16 protein-coding genes are annotated in these 15,706 nt (G+C 61.0%); 7 read left to right on the top strand and 9 right to left on the bottom strand.

Annotated elements, in window-relative coordinates:
• Window positions 1-49: 49 nt before the first annotated feature.
• Window positions 50-721 (bottom strand): DUF3313 domain-containing protein, encoded by a 672-nt coding sequence (locus tag ACZRMO_RS09345; RefSeq protein WP_463972673.1) that lies wholly within the window; start codon window positions 719-721, stop codon window positions 50-52.
• A gap of 132 nt (window positions 722-853) precedes the next feature.
• Window positions 854-1,348: a hypothetical protein gene (locus ACZRMO_RS09340; RefSeq protein WP_463972672.1), complete on the bottom strand. Its 495-nt coding sequence runs from the start codon at window positions 1,346-1,348 to the stop codon at window positions 854-856.
• Between the two features lie 261 nt (window positions 1,349-1,609).
• On the opposite strand from ACZRMO_RS09340, the gene ccoN reads away from it, so the two are divergent.
• The 3 genes from ccoN to ACZRMO_RS09325 all read left to right on the top strand — a co-directional run bounded on the left by ccoN (window position 1,610) and on the right by ACZRMO_RS09325 (window position 4,028).
• On the top strand, window positions 1,610-3,037 hold the full coding sequence (ccoN, locus tag ACZRMO_RS09335; RefSeq protein ID WP_463972671.1) for a cytochrome-c oxidase, cbb3-type subunit I: 1,428 nt from the start codon (window positions 1,610-1,612) through the stop codon (window positions 3,035-3,037).
• Window positions 3,037-3,246 carry a cbb3-type cytochrome c oxidase subunit 3 gene (locus ACZRMO_RS09330; protein WP_463972670.1) on the top strand — a complete coding sequence of 70 codons (210 nt, stop codon included), beginning with the start codon at window positions 3,037-3,039 and terminating at the stop codon, window positions 3,244-3,246. The genes ccoN and ACZRMO_RS09330 overlap by 1 nt, the downstream gene beginning before the upstream one ends.
• An 89-nt stretch (window positions 3,247-3,335) precedes the next feature.
• Entirely contained in the window at window positions 3,336-4,028 is a 693-nt protein-coding gene (locus tag ACZRMO_RS09325; RefSeq protein ID WP_463972669.1) for an aspartate/glutamate racemase family protein, read from the top strand.
• Here the strand turns inward: ACZRMO_RS09325 and ACZRMO_RS09320 are convergent.
• The 6 genes from ACZRMO_RS09320 to ACZRMO_RS09295 form a co-directional block, all read right to left on the bottom strand.
• A complete protein-coding gene (locus tag ACZRMO_RS09320) occupies window positions 4,025-4,537 on the bottom strand; it encodes a GNAT family N-acetyltransferase (protein WP_463972668.1) in 513 nt (170 codons plus the stop codon). The genes ACZRMO_RS09325 and ACZRMO_RS09320 overlap by 4 nt on opposite strands.
• A gap of 61 nt (window positions 4,538-4,598) precedes the next feature.
• Window positions 4,599-5,663: a DUF1176 domain-containing protein gene (locus ACZRMO_RS09315; protein ID WP_463972667.1), complete on the bottom strand. Its 1,065-nt coding sequence runs from the start codon at window positions 5,661-5,663 to the stop codon at window positions 4,599-4,601.
• 65 nt (window positions 5,664-5,728) lie between these two features.
• Window positions 5,729-6,448, bottom strand: a complete 720-nt coding sequence (locus ACZRMO_RS09310; protein WP_463972666.1) for an HNH endonuclease family protein — start codon at window positions 6,446-6,448, stop codon at window positions 5,729-5,731.
• Window positions 6,445-7,728: an AAA family ATPase gene (locus ACZRMO_RS09305; protein ID WP_463972665.1), complete on the bottom strand. Its 1,284-nt coding sequence runs from the start codon at window positions 7,726-7,728 to the stop codon at window positions 6,445-6,447. The genes ACZRMO_RS09310 and ACZRMO_RS09305 overlap by 4 nt, the downstream gene beginning before the upstream one ends.
• 102 nt (window positions 7,729-7,830) lie before the next feature.
• On the bottom strand, window positions 7,831-8,970 hold the full coding sequence (locus ACZRMO_RS09300; RefSeq protein WP_463972664.1) for a glycerate kinase: 1,140 nt from the start codon (window positions 8,968-8,970) through the stop codon (window positions 7,831-7,833).
• A 97-nt stretch (window positions 8,971-9,067) separates the two neighbouring features.
• A complete protein-coding gene (locus ACZRMO_RS09295) occupies window positions 9,068-10,168 on the bottom strand; it encodes a sugar diacid recognition domain-containing protein (protein ID WP_463972663.1) in 1,101 nt (366 codons plus the stop codon).
• Window positions 10,169-10,326: 158 nt separating this feature from the next.
• Here ACZRMO_RS09295 and ACZRMO_RS09290 point away from each other — a divergent pair, with 158 nt between their 5' ends.
• Window positions 10,327-11,637, top strand: coding sequence for an MFS transporter (locus tag ACZRMO_RS09290; protein ID WP_463972662.1), 1,311 nt, complete (start codon window positions 10,327-10,329; stop codon window positions 11,635-11,637).
• A 127-nt stretch (window positions 11,638-11,764) separates the two neighbouring features.
• Here the strand turns inward: ACZRMO_RS09290 and ACZRMO_RS09285 are convergent, their stop codons facing one another.
• Window positions 11,765-12,469, bottom strand: a complete 705-nt coding sequence (locus tag ACZRMO_RS09285) for an SDR family oxidoreductase (protein WP_463972661.1) — start codon at window positions 12,467-12,469, stop codon at window positions 11,765-11,767.
• Between the two features lie 100 nt (window positions 12,470-12,569).
• On the opposite strand from ACZRMO_RS09285, the gene ACZRMO_RS09280 reads away from it, so the two are divergent.
• The 3 genes from ACZRMO_RS09280 to rarD all read left to right on the top strand — a co-directional run bounded on the left by ACZRMO_RS09280 (window position 12,570) and on the right by rarD (window position 15,686).
• Window positions 12,570-13,472: a LysR family transcriptional regulator gene (locus ACZRMO_RS09280; protein WP_463972660.1), complete on the top strand. Its 903-nt coding sequence runs from the start codon at window positions 12,570-12,572 to the stop codon at window positions 13,470-13,472.
• A gap of 81 nt (window positions 13,473-13,553) precedes the next feature.
• The gene (locus ACZRMO_RS09275; protein WP_463972659.1) at window positions 13,554-14,564 is read left to right on the top strand and encodes an aldo/keto reductase; all 1,011 of its coding nucleotides are present in this window, start codon (window positions 13,554-13,556) and stop codon (window positions 14,562-14,564) included.
• Between the two features lie 240 nt (window positions 14,565-14,804).
• Window positions 14,805-15,686, top strand: coding sequence for an EamA family transporter RarD (gene rarD, locus ACZRMO_RS09270; protein ID WP_463972658.1), 882 nt, complete (start codon window positions 14,805-14,807; stop codon window positions 15,684-15,686).
• Window positions 15,687-15,706 lie beyond the last annotated feature (20 nt).

Genomic DNA, 15,706 nt, shown 5'->3' with positions numbered 1-15,706 from the left:
TACCGCTGGTTTATAGCAGGGCGACAACGCCCTGCTAATTGAGTGGGTCCTAGTGTTTTTTCAGCTTCACATAGGACTGATGCAAGTCCGACGCCCACCCGTCGATAACGCCTTTCACATCGTCGGCCTTCATCACCTGGGCTTCATTGGCCAGCGGCTTGCCAGTGCCTTTGCGCACCACTTGAGCGATTACCTTCCCGCTGGCACCGTCAAGGAACTGGGCCTCGGTGCCCAAAGTGGTTTCCTGGTCACGGTGTCCAGAAGCGGTACTGGCTGCCGCCACTACCAGCGCTACGGGGATGTATTCGTACGGTGCGAGGGCCTCAGTCTTGCTGCTCACGGCGGTGATCGCCGCACGCACTACAATCACACCTGGGCCAGGCGCGTTGGCCAGTGGCAGTGATTTCTCCAATTCACGCTTGAGTGCCTGGTTGTAATAGGTGTTTATGCCGTTGAGTGTGCTTTGCGGGATCTTCGCGGTGGCCTGAGGTTTGGGATAGAACTGGGTCGGTTCGACGTAGACGGCGGTGTAGCGGCTCAGGTCCAGCTTGGGATCGATCCAGCGCATCACCTCGGCACCTGACGGAGACTTGGCTTCCTTGAGGTGGCTGTAGTCCGAGAGAAAGCCGGAATACTCGTCCGGTTGGGTCACTTTGCTGGCACAGCCTGTCAGTCCGAGCGAGGCGACACACAGCGTGCTGATCACTAGCCTTAGTTTCATCATTGAACTCCTTGGCGGTCATCACTGAAACATTGAGCTGTAGGTATAGCCAACTCTGGCGAAATAGCCGTTATTTCACGCCCCGGCGCCACACAGGTTGCTCCTCGCCGGATCTCGTGGGCTGCCTGAACCCTACACACGTTCGCGTGGAATCAGGCTCTGCAACTGCGACGCCAGGAAGTTCGCGTCAAAACCAAAGGTGTCCGGGTCCTTGAGGCCATTGGTCTTCTTCCACAGCCAATCATTCTTGTCCGCCGGCAGCACCAGCGACACGCTGCCGTGGCGGGCGGCGGTCAGGCCCATCACCGACACCGAGATCAGCCCGCCTGCGCCCATCACTTCCGGCACGAACTCGACGCTCTTGCCGGTGATCTGCACGTTGAGCTTCTCGGTCTTGAAGGTCGAGGTTTCCAGCGGCACGCTGGGGCCACTGGCGACGTAGGCTTCACGGTGCACCTCCAGCAATCCTACGGTCTTGACCGGTTCCAGCCACAACTCGATCTGCCCGAACAACTCGCCGAGCTTTTGCGCCCAACGGGCAGACTGCACGTCGAATTGCTGCTTTTTGTGCGCTTCGCTGTCGGCGTAATGACGAAGCATCTCGCCCAGTTGTTGTACGTCGTCCATTGCGGATCTCCTTGGGTGAGCCAGGTTGCGAAGGCTGATCATGGCAGATGCCGCCGCAGGCCGTACGACTAAAGCCTGCAGCCGGTGCAGTGCAGCGCGATAAAGGCTCAGGTTCAACGGCAAACAGCAGATCAGTGCCATTGGCGGCCTTGATTTCAGGCGTAATCAACTGATCCGCATTAATGATCTTTTACTGAGGCTGTTTTGTTTTGCCCGCCCTTCCTACAGTGCCCGCCACTTGGAACCGTGGGAGGACTGAGCATGAGCACAGCAACAATCGGGCAGGCCTATAACTATAAAGTCGTCCGTCAATTCGTCATCGCAACCATTGTTTGGGGCGTCGTCGGCATGGCCATGGGCGTATGGATCGCCTCGCAACTGGTCTGGCCCGAGATGAACCTGGACCTGCCCTGGACCACCTTTGGCCGCTTGCGACCCTTGCACACTAGTCTGGTGATTTTCGGTTTTGCCGGCAGCGCCCAGTTTGCCGCCAGTTATTACGCGGTGCAGCGCACGTGCCAGGTGCGGTTGTATTCGGATCGCCTCGCCGCATTTACCTTCTGGGGGTGGCAGTCGGTGATCGTGATCATGTTGATCAGCCTGCCGCTGGGTTACACCACCACCAAGGAATACGCCGAGATCGAGTTCTCCGGCGCGGTGTGGATGGCGGTAGTGTGGGTGGCTTACGCGGTGGTGTTCTTCACCACCGTGGTGCGGCGCAAGGCCAGGCACATCTACGTGGGCAACTGGTTTTTTGGCGCGTTTATCCTTGTGATCGCCATGTTGCACGTGGTCAATCACTTGGCGATTCCGGTGGATTGGTTCAAGTCCTACCCGGTGTATGCCGGGGCGACCGATGCGATGGTGCAGTGGTGGTATGGACACAACGCCGTGGGGTTTTTCCTGACGACGGGCTTTTTGGGGATGATGTACTACTTCGTGCCGAAACAAGTCGGGCGGCCGGTGTATTCCTATCGCTTGTCCATCGTGCACTTCTGGGCGCTGATTACCCTGTATATCTGGGCCGGCCCCCACCATTTGCACTACACCGCGCTACCGGATTGGGCGCAGTCACTGGGCATGGCGATGTCGCTGATCCTGCTGGCACCCAGCTGGGGCGGGATGATCAACGGCATGATGACCCTGTCCGGTGGCTGGCATCAGTTGCGCACCGACCCGATCCTGCGTTTTCTGGTGCTGTCATTGGCGTTCTACGGCATGTCCACCTTTGAAGGGCCGATGATGGCGATCAAGACTGTCAACGCCCTCTCCCACTACACCGACTGGACCATCGGCCATGTCCACGCCGGGGCGCTTGGCTGGGTGGCAATGATCACGTTCGGCGCGCTGTACCACATGATCCCCAAGGTGTTCGGCCGCGAGCAGATGCACAGCGTGCCGCTGATCAACCTGCACTTCTGGCTCGCCACCATCGGCACGGTGCTGTACATCGCATCGATGTGGGTCAACGGCATCACCCAGGGCTTGATGTGGCGGGCAGTGAACGATGACGGCACCCTCACCTACTCGTTTGTCGAGGCGTTGCAGGCCAGCCATCCAGGGTTTGTGGTGCGTTTCGCCGGGGGCGTATTTTTCCTCACGGGCATGCTGCTGATGGCCTACAACACCTGGCGCACGGTACGTGTAGCGGATGTGCGCATGGCGCAACTCGACGCGCGGATCGCCTGATGTGGGGCTGGCTGATGCTGCTGTGCCTGTATGGCGCCGTGGAATATTGCTTGCGCGGGCAATCCGAAAAGAGCCTGGACGACGCCAGCCTGATCCCCTTCGCCGACGACCCTGAAGTGGCGCGGCGGGTGGAACAGGCCACCGGCAAACAGGTCAATGCCGTCGCGCCGGAGCAGGCCAAACCGGGTTGGATCAACCTGGATATGTAAACTGCTCCGGTGATTTGCTGGGCAACTGCGTATGACTATTCGGCGGCCGATGGGTAAGGTGAAGCGACTTTCCTTGTAAGGAGCATCGCATGCGCACCATCGGCCTGATCGGCGGCATGAGCTGGGAATCCAGCGCCGAGTATTACCGCATCATCAATCAGCGCGTACGCGACCAACTCGGCCCACTGCGCTCGGCGCAACTGTTGATGTACAGCGTGGACTTCGGCCCGGTGGAGCAAGCCCAGCATGCCGGGCGCTGGGACGACACCGCGCTGATCCTTGAAGACGCCGCTCGCCGCCTGCAAGCCGGTGGTGCCGATTGCGTGGTGCTGTGTACCAACACCATGCATTTGGTGGCGCCAAGTATCGAAGCGGCGGTGGCGATTCCGTTCCTGCATATTGCCGATGCTGCCGGCTTGGCAGCGGTGGAGGCTGGTACGCTGACGGTCGGCCTGCTGGGCACGGCGTTCACCATGGAGCAGGACTTTCTCAAGGCGCGCCTGGCCGCGCACGGTTTGACCGTGCTGGTGCCCGAAGCGCAGGAACGCCAGGCCGTACACCGGATCATTTACGAGGAATTGTGTGTCGGCGTGATCAGCGACGCGTCGCGCCAGGTCTACCAGCGGGTGATCGAGTCCCTGGCCGCGCGAGGCGCCCAGGCGATCATTCTCGGTTGTACGGAAATCGGCCTGCTGATCAAGCCGGAGCACAGCGACCTGCCCCTGCTGGACACCACCGAGCTGCATGCGCAGGCTGCGGTGGCGTTTGCGTTGCAGGACTAAGCCGATTGGCGCAGGCGCGCCATGCTCACGGTATCGACGAACACGCCGTCGCGCAGGGCGAAATCGCGCATGCGCCCTTCAACCTCAAAGCCGAATTTGCGGTACAGCTGCTGCGCGGCTTCGTTGTCGGCGTACACCGTCAGCTCCACGCGGCGCAGGTTCATCCAGTTGTCGGCCACGTCCAGCGCGGCCGCCAACAGTCGCGAGCCTACACCCTTGCCCTGCCAGGCCGGCGCCACGCCCATGCCGAACGAGCCGACATGGCTGCGGCGCACGCGCAGCATCTGCTCCAGGCCCAGTTGGCCGATCACCTCGCCGCCATGCACCGCCACCAGCTGTAGGCGCCGCTCGTTGTCCAGCTCCAGCTTGTTGCGCCACGCCTCCACCGACTGGAAAGGCATTTGCAGCACCTGTCGGCATACCGCCGGTTCGTTATAGAGCGCGGCGACGCCCTCAAGGTGGGCCTCGGTAAAGCGCTGGATGACGATATGGGGTTCAGGCGTGTGCATGGTGTTTCATCCTTTGAAAGACACGTGGCCGACCAGTGTAGAGGCCGCGCCTGCCCGATGGCTAGGGGGCCGGAACCGTGGACCACAACGACGGCCAATCACCGTAGAACACGCCCGTGCAGCGCGGCATCATGTAAAACTCGCTGAGGCGGAAGGACTTGCCGTCGAATACCCAGACGCCACCACCACCACAATCACCCATCCCACGCTGTTTGTAGAAATAACTCAGGGTGCCGGTGGCTTCGTCATAGCCGACCGAGCCTTGTAGCGCCGCACCGTCCAAGGGCAACGGTTCGAGGTCAAGCAGGGTTTCTGTGTAGGGCGCTTGCCGTTGCCGGCTGCTGACGGCGTACTCGCAGTTGTAGGCCGCGCAGTCATAACGCACCACTGTCATCGCCTGCTCCGCTGTCAAGGCACCAACGTTGGCCTCGGGTTCACCCTCTTCTGGTGTGACCGCCTTCAGTGCGGCGGCTACCAGCCCGGCCTGCTCTTGTGCGGTCAAAGGCGGCGCTACGGCGAACTTACGCAACACCGGCGTCGGCAAGCGCGACGGCACAGCACTGGCGGCGCCCTTGCCCGGTCGGGCGAGCGCGGTGACGTTATTCACCCGCCCCTGCACGGCATCCATCAACAGCAACGACGCACTTAGCCCGCTCAGTGAAACGTGCGCTTGCTCATCGCCCGGCACCTGCAAGCGCTGGCCGTTGCGCAGCCGCTGCAACCAGCGCCGTGCCGCCGCCTCGTCGACCACCCCGAAGGACTGCGCTTCGGGGTCATTGCCTTGATCGTCCAGCTCAACCTGCAAATCGCGGGTCAGCTCCAGCCCTAGAGGCTGACCGTCCAGCTGCAAAGTAGAAAGGTCTACGCCCTCGCCACGATGATCGAAGCGCAAGCGCAGAAACCCCTTGGGACCCGCTTGGTGCCAGATATGCAGGGTCAGCGAGCTGTAGTCCTCTTCATCCACACCACTGGGCGCGCTGAGAGCGTGGCAATTGCGCAGGTTGTCGCAACCGACGACCCACTGCTTGATCTCCCGCAGCAGTGGCACGGTTTCAGCGGGTGGTTGAGCGAAGGCTTGGGTGGTGGCACCTGTCAAGAATAGGGCCAGGAATGCGGGGCGCAGCATGGGGACTCTCCGTGTCGAAAAATGGCGCGGATTGTCCCATGCTCAGCGTGAGTGGGGGTAGGCCTTCAGGGCCGCGCCTGGCCGCGCACACGGGCGGCACGTTTCTCTAGCTGCAACGCGTGGCGTTCTGCCTGTTGCTTGAGTGCCTGGCAGTATTCGGGAAGGCAGTGCTGGGCGTCTGGAGTGTCGACTTCGTCAGCAAGTCGTCGGGCGGTGGCGGCAGAAATAGATATGCCGCGTGGTTTCAGCCGGCCTTTGATGACCGCGGCACGATCATTGACGAGTGTTGGGTGATTGAGTTTGAGAACGTCGACAGTTGCAACGGCCTCGGGCGTCAGGCCTTCGACGTAGCCATCGCTGGTGTACCGAAAATAGCCTTCGATATTGGCGGTCAGCGGAGAAACGAATGGCTGCCTGGCTGAATCGTAGTCATCTTTTTGCACTGCGCCATAACCGCACGCAACCTTGGCTTGGCTGGACGGGTAGCACGCGACCAGATTGGTGTAGGCAATGCTTTCAGTCTTGTGGTGTTTTTGTGGGAGGACATGCTCTATGTGGCAACTGAATTGCGTGCCCTGATCCTTTCCCCGGCATTGCGCCGTTGTCGGCAATCGACGCAGGGTATAGGCACACAAATGAAACTGCTCCTTCAAGAGCGCCTGACGCACCTCCTCACTAGGAAAGCTGCTGCCCTTGCCGTAAAACAGGTTTTGCGGTGTGTCGCGGTTTTCCCTGCGCCATTCAATCAAGGCCCGTGGCTCAGCCCCCTTTTTGATCGACCTCACGCCTCGCCCTCTTCCAATGACCTCAGGGAGTCGATGTTGGCTTGGGCCTCCAAGACATCAGGGATTTTCCCGACCCGCTCACGTAATTGCACAAGGTTGGCTTGGGCAGATTCAAGATTGTCGTCGTCCAGGTCGCGATAGATTTTTCTGAGCTGCTGGCTGACGGCTTGGTTTTGGGCATACCCGCCCATCAGTTCTTCGATCACTTCGCCGCTGCGCAGGCCCAGCGAGCGCTCTGGATGGCCCAGATACTGACCATCTTTCAAAAGAATGATGGACTCGGCCGGCAGTTCACCCAGGATCTGTGGGGAATGGGTGGTAATGATGAATTGGCAGTTGGGGAAGGTTTTTTCCAGGTTGGCGACGACGGTGCGTTGCCAGCCTGGATGGAGGTGCAGGTCGAGTTCGTCGATGAGGACGACGCCCTTTCCTTCCAACGGGTCAAATACTGCGCGATTCAGCAGTGTGAGTCTTCGCGCCAGATCGCCAACCATTGCCAGCAGGCACTTCTCACCATCAGAAAGCTGCAAGACGTTGAATTCAAGCTCGCCTTTTAGAACGGTCATTCTCAATGCGGGTTTACGACGCACCCGAACATCTCTGAATCCGGTAAAAGTCTCAATTGCTTTGCGCACAGCGGATAGTTCAGGGTCTCGATAGCCCGGAGTATCCCGGCGATTTTCGTTTTCGAGATCTTCTTGATTTCGGAACCATATGAAGAATCGCTTGAAGTCTGCACCGCCATGGCCAAGCGCTTCGTCATAGCCCTCAGCAATGGCGTTCACCAGATTTTCGCGAACGCGTAGAGGGACATCCAACACAGCACGGTGTACATCGTAGTAAACCGCTAGAGGCAGGGCTATTCCGATATCAAATCCTGATTCGTAATGTCGGATTCCATACTCAAGTTCGTCAGCCTTGAAGTTCAACGCCAAAAGATCGCTGCTACGCTCTGCTGGGTGCTTCCCTGCCTTTTTGTTCAAGGCAATTGCCCAGCGTAAATCCTCAGTGCGTGGCTGATTTAGCAAGCTCGTAGTGATTTCTAACCTTGTGTAATCAGAGGTCGCACGGATGTCATCTTTTGATAACGCTCTGGACTTTGAAGCCTTGCCCACGATCCGTGAAGTCAAATTCGACAACGTTATCGCCAACGCATCCAGAATCGAAGACTTGCCCACCCCATTGACGCCCACCAAAGCGACAGTCTGCTTACCCTCGAAATCGAGCTCCATCTTCTCGATACCGCGGAAATTGACGAGGGTAAAACGCTTGATCTGCATGATCGGCTTCCAACGTGCCCGGCCAGGTCGGCCGGGATTCAAAGTAAGCACGGATCATAGTAATTATCGACAGATCTGTCACGGCGCTGGCGGTTGCCTCTATCAGCCCCGCGCAGCCACCCGCCACACCCGCGCAATATCCGCCGCGCGCTCGCGCAACAACCGCGGCGCCTCGCGGCACGCCTGCTCCAGGCTCATCGGCCCGGAAGGCAAGGCGAACGCTGCATCCACGCCGTGGGCGTACATCTGTTCGTAGCCATCGCCCAGGGTGCCAGCGATGACGATCACGGGCACGCCGTGCTGCTTCGCGATGCGAGCCACGCCAAATGGCGTCTTGCCACGCAGGGTCTGCGCGTCGAAGCGGCCTTCGCCGGTGATCACCAGGTCGGCGCCTTGCACGGCGGCATCCAGGCCGACCAGGTCGGCGACAACTTCGACGCCGGGGCGAAATTGCGCGCCAAGGAAGGCTTTGGCCGCAAACCCAAGGCCACCGGCTGCGCCGCTGCCGGGCTCGTCGCGTACGTCTTTGCCCAGGGCCTGGGCACAGTGGTCGGCGAAGTGGCTGAGGGCGGCGTCCAGTTGTTGGACTTGCTCGGGATTGGCGCCCTTCTGCGGGCCGAAAATGGCGGAAGCGCCGTGAGGGCCGCACAACGGGTTGTTGACGTCGGCGGCGATTTCAAAACGCACGTCGGCCAGGCGCGGGTCCAAGCCTTCAAGATCAATCCGGGCCAGGCGCGACAGGGCCAGTCCGCCGGGGGGCAAGGCGTGTCCTTCGGCGTCGAACAACTGCACGCCGAGCGCCTGCATCGCACCGGCGCCGCCGTCGTTGGTGGCGCTGCCGCCAATCGCGAGGATGATGCGCTGGGCGCCCAGGTCGAGGGCGGCGCGGATCAGTTCGCCGGTGCCAAATGTGGTGCTGGCACAGGCGTCGCGCAGCCCTGGCGGCACCAGCTGCAGGCCGCTGGCTTCGGCCATCTCGATAATTGCCGTGTGGCTGTCGGCCAACCAGCCCCAACGGGCTTCAACCGTGCCGGCCAGCGGAGCCAGTACCTTCTGGCTGCGCAACTCGCCGTTGCACGCCGCGAGCACCGACTCAACCGTGCCTTCACCACCGTCCGCCATGGGGCATTGCACCAACTGCGCATCCGGCCAGACCTCGGCCAAGCCTGCCGCAATGGCTTGGGCGACGCCTTCAGCGCTCAGGCTGTCCTTGAACGAGTCGGGGGCGATGATGATTTTCATGGGCTTTCTCCGGTTTTTATAACGCCCATGCTGCCAGTTGGCAGCGACAATAACGCCGGTCGGATGCACAAGTGCGCTTTGGCTTTGTTGTTCATTCCTACAAAGCCTGGGGCAAGAGTTGCACGCCGAGATAGAGGGCGAGCATGCCATCGAGGGTCAGCGGATCGACGCCGCTGAGTTCGGCGATGCGCTCCATGCGATAGCGCAGGCTGTTGCGGTGGATACCCAGCGCGTCGGCACAGGCCTGGCTTTGCCCGTCGTGTTCGCACCAACTGCGCAGGGTCGCCTGCAATTGACCGTTGCTGTCCTTGGCCAGCACTTTGCGCAGGGGGTTGAGCAACTCGTCCAGGGCGTCATCGTTGCGATGGCGCCAGAGCATCACCGGCAGTCGAAATCGGTTGAGGGTGAGCAGGCGGGAGTGCGGCAGTACATCGCGGCCGTAGGCGAGCAAGTCGCCGACCCTACGGTAGCAACGGCGCAGGCCGGCCAGGCCATCCGCCTGCCCGCCGACGGCGACACGCAGGATATTCCAGCCTGCGCCTTCGAGCTTTTCCAACAACCGTGGGTTGTCCACCTGCGCCGCCGCTGGCCGGCACCAGAGCAGGGAAAACTGCGCCGAGCTGACACACCAGCTGTCCGGGTAACGCGCGGTCAGCCAGGCACTCAGGGCTTCTGCCGATTGGCCCGGGCCCAGTTCAAACAGGTAAGGCGTGCGCGCCAGCTGAGGCTTGAGCCCCAGTTGTTGGGCTTCGTCCACCAGGCGCGGGGAGTCGCCGGTTTCGGCCAGCAGCAACGCCAGCAGGTCATCGCAACGCTGGCGCCGCCATTGTTGTTCGACTTGCTGGTGACGGTGGCTGACAAGCATTTCAGCCGTCATGCGCACCAGTTCGGCGTAGGTGCGCAGCCCTTCCGGTTCGCCGGTGATGCCCAGCACCCCGATCAGGCGTTGGTCGTGCAGCAGCGGCAGGTTGATGCCCGGTTGCACGCCCTTGAGGTGCTTGGCGGTCTGGCCGTCGATCTCCACCACGCGCCCATTGGCCAGTACCAATTGCGCGCCCTCGTGGCGGGTGTTGATGCGCTCTGGCTCGCCGCTGCCGAGAATCAGGCCCTGACTGTCCATGACATTGACGTTATAGGGCAGGATGGCCATGGTGCGATCGACAATATCCTGCGCCAAGTCATGATCGAGCTCGAACATGGGGCTAACTTCCTGAAAGGTGGTTGTTCACTGGCACAGCGCAAAGGGTCCTTCGCTGTGCGTGGGCACAAAGACAGTACCCCATCACGTCGCCGAGACTGTTTGGGCGATCAACGTTAACCTCGCATCGCAAAAAATCATAATAAAGAGAGATTGCCATGTCACAGAGCGCCACTGCCGCACTGGCCACCGATGACGATAAAAACGCCATCTACAAGCGCATCACCCTGCGCCTGATCCCCTTCATTTTTATCTGCTATCTGTTCAATTACCTCGACCGGGTAAACGTTGGCTTTGCCAAGTTGCAGATGCTCGATGCCTTGAAGTTCAGCGAAACCGTCTACGGCCTGGGAGCCGGGATCTTCTTTATCGGCTACGTGCTGTGTGGCGTGCCGAGCAACCTGGCGCTGACCAAATTCGGCCCACGTCGCTGGATTGCGCTGATGATGATCGTGTGGGGGACGTTGTCCACGTGCCTGCTGTTCGTCACCACGCCCACACACTTCTACACCCTGCGCCTGTTTACCGGTGCCGCCGAAGCGGGCTTCTTCCCCGGTGTGGTGCTGTACCTCTCGCAGTGGTTCCCCACGTTCCGCCGTGGGCGGATCATGGCGCTGTTCATGTCGGCTATCCCGGTGTCCGGCTTGCTGGGCAGCCCGTTCTCCGGCTGGATCCTCAACCACTTCGCCGCCGGCCAAGGTGGCCTCGCGGGCTGGCAGTGGATGTTCCTGTTGCAAGGCGTGCCGACGGTGATCCTTGGTGGTCTCGCCTACTTCCTGCTCAGCGATAGCTTCGCCAATGCCAAATGGCTCAAGCCCCACGAGCGTGCCGTGCTGGAAGCCGACCAGGCCACCGACCTGGCCAACAAACCGAAAACCACTACTGACTCCCTCGCTGAAGTATTCAAGAACCCGGCGATCTGGGCCTTCGGCCTGATCTACTTCTGCATCCAGAGCGGTGTGTACGCGATCAACTTCTGGCTGCCGTCGATCATCAAGAACCTGGGCTTCAGCGATAACCTGGTGATCGGCTGGCTGAGCGCGATCCCGTATCTGCTGGCGGCGGTGTTCATGTTGCTGGTGGGCCGCTCTGCCGACTTGCGCAAGGAGCGTCGCTGGCACTTGGTGGTGCCGATGCTGATGGGCGCCGTGGGCCTGTTGATCGCGGTGAATTTCGCCACCACACCGGCCATCGCCATTCTGGGCCTGACCATCGCGACGATGGGCGCCCTGACCGGCCTGCCGATGTTCTGGCCAGTGCCAACCGCGATGCTGAGTGCCGGCGCGGCGGCCGGTGGCTTGGCGTTGATCAACTCGATGGGGCAGATGGCCGGGTTCCTCAGCCCGTATATCGTCGGGTTTGTGAAGGATGCCACCGGGTCTACGGATATTGCGTTGTACTTGCTGGCAGCGGTGATTGTGGCCGGCAGTGTGCTGGCGCTCCGAATGACCCGCACCCTCAAGGCCTGACACGGTCAATGTGGGAGCTGGCTTGCCTGCGATAGCGGTGGATCATTCAAGGATGTATTGACTGAATGACCGCTATCGCAGGCAAGCCAGCTCCCACACAAGCCGGTTTCCACAGGTTTATTTGGGTTTACAGCAGGCCGCCGCCATCGATATCGATAACCGCACCGGTCATAAAGCCATTCTCCATGGCCAGCACATAACCCGCCGCCACTTCCTCTGCCCGCCCTACCCGCCCAACCGGCAACGCGCCGCCCGCCTTGGCGAACATCGCCAGGCGCTGTTCCTCAGCCAACCCTGCATACGCCGGCGTGTCGATCACCCCCGGGCTGATCACATTGACCCGGCGCGGCGCCAACTCCTTGGCCAATTGCTTGCCCAGTGCTTCGGTGGCAGCGTTGATGCCGACCTTGATGAACTGCCCCGGCACGAGCTTGCGGCCCAGTTGCCCGGAGGTCAGGCTGATGCTGCCGTGTGCGTCGAGGTAAGGCAGCGCCAGTTGGATCGCCCGCAGCGCGCCCCAGAGCTTCACATTGAAGTTGTCCTGGGCTTCGTCCAGGTCGGTCTCGGCCAGGGTTTTCGCGCGCACGCTCGGCCCCGAGGTGTAGACCAAATGATCAAAGCGCCCGACGCTGTCGAACAGGCGTTGCAGCGAGGCGGCGTCGGTGACGTCCACCGGCTCGCTGCGCAGGCCGTTTTCGCCACCCGACGCCAGGCGCCGCCCGGCCAATACCACCTGTGCGCCACGGGCAGCAGCGGCCTTGGCCACGGCGGCGCCAATGCCGCTGCTGCCGCCGATGACGATGACGGTTTTGCCGTTGAGGGAAGAAGTCATGGAGAAATGTCCTGGTTGAAAAGTGAGCGTTCATCTTCCCAGCTTGGCAATCAGCGAAAAATCCCGGTAAAACGACAAGATCTTTAAAGGATTTTTACAAGTGAGCTCAATTCTCGACCTTGAAGTCTTCGTGCGTACCGCTGATACCGGCAGCTTGTCTGCAGCCGCCCGTGGGCTTGGTCTCACCCCGGCGGCGGCCAGCATTGCCTTGAAGCGCCTGGAAACCCGCTTGGGCATGCGCCTGTTGGCCCGCTCCACCCGCAGCATGCGCCTGACCGAAGAAGGCCGGCGCTACCTCGACAGCGTGCGCGTGGCGTTGGCGGCCTTGGCGGAAGGTGAGCTGGCGCTCAAGCAGCAAAGCCAGGGCCTGAGCGGCCTGTTGCAACTGGCGGCGCCGTCGGATTTCGGACGCAATGTGCTGCTGGGCTGGCTGGATGAGTTCAAGGCCGAGCACCCGAATATCCGTCTGCAATTGCTGCTCAATGACAGCAACGCCGACCTGTTCCGTGAAACCGTGGACATCGCCCTGCGGTTTGGTGTGCCTCAGGATTCCAGCCTGGTGGCGCTGCCCATCGCCACCGAGCACTGCCGCGTCGCCTGCGCCAGCCCCGCTTACCTGGCACGCCACGGTACGCCGCTTGAGCCCAAGGACCTGGCCCGGCACAGCGCGCTGTGTTACATGCGCCAGGGCCAGGTGAGCAAGACCTGGCGCTTTCAGCGGGGCACGCAGTTGCAGGAGGTCGAGGTGAGCGGGGATTTTCTCAGCGACGACGGTGAGATCGTGCGCCGCTGGGCCCTGGCCGGCCACGGCATTGCCTACAAGGCCCGGCTCGATGTGGTCGGTGATATCAGTGCTGGCCGGCTGGTGCCGTTGTTCGAGGACTGGCAGGGGGAACCGGCGCCCTTCAACCTGATGTGCCCCCATCGGCTACAGGTGTCGGAACGGGTGAAAGTGCTCCAGCGGTTTTTACAGGCGCGTTGCCAGGCCTTGCTGAGTGCATGAAGAAACGCGTGCAGGGCTTGTTCCAGAGCGCTCGAGTCTGGTATTGCATGGCTCACGTTTCACGACCAGGAGGAGTTATCCATGATTTATCGCACGTTGGGCCAGTCCGGGTTGAAAGTCAGCGCCTTGACCCTGGGCACCATGATGTTTGGCGAACAGACCAGCACCGAGGACTCGCTACGCATCATCGACAAGGCCTGGGACCAGGGCATCAATTTTATCGACACGGCGGACGTCTACACCGCTGGCCGCTCCGAAGAGCTGGTGGGCGAAGCCATTGCCCGCCATCGGCAGGATTGGGTGGTGGCGTCCAAGGTCGGCTTTGGCCCTGCGGACGGCCTGCCCAACCGCAGCGGCCTGAACCGCAAGCGTATCTTCAACGCGCTGGAAGCCAGCCTCACCCGCCTCGACACCGACTACCTGGACATCTACTACCTGCACCGCGAAGACCACGACACGCCGCTGGAGGTCACGGTGTCGGCGATTGGCGACCTGATCCGCCAGGGCAAGATCCGCTATTGGGGGCTGTCCAACTACCGTGGCTGGCGCATCGCCGAAGTGATTCGCGTGGCTGAGCGCCTGGGCGTGGACAAGCCGGTGATCAGCCAACCGTTGTACAACATCGTCAACCGCCAGGCCGAGGTCGAGCAGATCACTGCAGCGGCAGCCTACGGTTTGGGTGTGGTGCCTTACAGCCCGTTGGCCAGGGGTGTGCTCAGCGGCAAATATGCGCCGGATGTCACGCCAGAACCCGGCAGCCGGGCTGCGCGCCAGGATAAACGCATCCTCGAAACCGAATGGCGCGTGGAGTCACTGCGCATTGCCCAGCAAATCCAGCAATACACCCAGGGGCGCGGCGTGGGGATTGTCGAGTTTGCGATTGCCTGGGTGCTGAACAATGCGGCAGTGAGTTCGGCAATCGTCGGGCCGCGCACCGAGGCGCAGTGGGACGCCTACACCGGCGCGCTGGATGTGCAGATCACGGCTGAGGATGAAGTTTTTATCGATACGCTGGTCACGCCGGGGCATTCGTCTACGCCTGGGTTCAACGATGTCAGCCATTTCGTCTCGGGCCGCATTGCCCGCCCCTAACCTGATCCACTGTGGTGAGAGAAGTTGTTGTGGCGAGGGAGCTTGCTCCCGCTGGAGTGCGCAGCGCTCCCAAAATTTTGGGGCCGCTACGCAGCCCAGCGGGAGCAAGCTCCCTCGCCACAACAACAGGGCGGTGCGAGAAATTTTCCTGAAAAACGCCCCAAAACAGCGCAACCCTCTCACGCCAAAAGCTCCATAATCCCCTCCTCTCTTGTATCAATCGGTTTTCGCGAGGACTGCGTGTCTAAAGGTGTGGTGTTATCGGTTTTGGCCTCGGTGTTATTTGCCGTGATGTATTACTTCACGTCACTGCTCACGCCCTTGAGCGGCCTGGAAATTTTCGGCTGGCGCATGCTGCTGACCGTGCCGTGCATGACGGTGTTCATGGTTGTCAGCGGCGAATGGCGGCGGGTGTGGGAACTGCTGCGGGTGCTGGCGGCCAAGCCGAAGCTGATCGCCGGCGTGCTGGTTTCATCAGCGTTGTTGGGGGTGCAGTTGTGGTTGTTCATGTGGGCACCGCTCAATGGTCGCAGCCTGGATGTATCGGTGGGTTACTTCCTGTTGCCACTGACCATGGTGTTGACCGGTCGTTTGGTATGGGGTGAGCAACTGTCGCGCCTGCAACAACTGGCGGTGTTTTTTGCGGGCCTTGGGGTGTTGAACGAGTTGTACCAGGCCGGTGGTTTTTCGTGGGCAACGCTGGTGGTAATCATCGGCTACCCGGTTTATTTCGTGGTGCGCAAATTTCTCAAGACTGACCACCTGGGCGGGCTCTGGCTGGATATGGCGCTGATGCTGCCGGTGGCGTGGTGGTTTGTGCAAAGCGGCGAGCAGGGTTTTGCCGTGTTGGACACCCATCCGAAGCTTTACGCATTGATTCCCACACTGGGGGTTATCAGTGCATCCGCGTTGGTGAGCTACATCATTGCCAGCCGCTTGTTGGCGTTCAGCCTGTTCGGATTGCTCAGCTACGTTGAGCCGGTGTTGTTGCTGGGCGTGGCATTGTTGCTGGGGGAAGGCATCAAAGCCGGGGAATGGTTGACCTATATCCCGATCTGGTTGGCGGTGATGGTGTTGGTGTATGAGGGGTTCAAGCATCTGGTGCGTCAGCGCAGGACTTGATGGGGGGCGTCCGTACCCCT

The sequence above is a fragment of the Pseudomonas sp. B611 genome (assembly GCF_055407965.1).
Note: the sequence above shows the minus strand (reverse complement) of the source record. Positions and strands in the feature narration are given on the sequence as shown.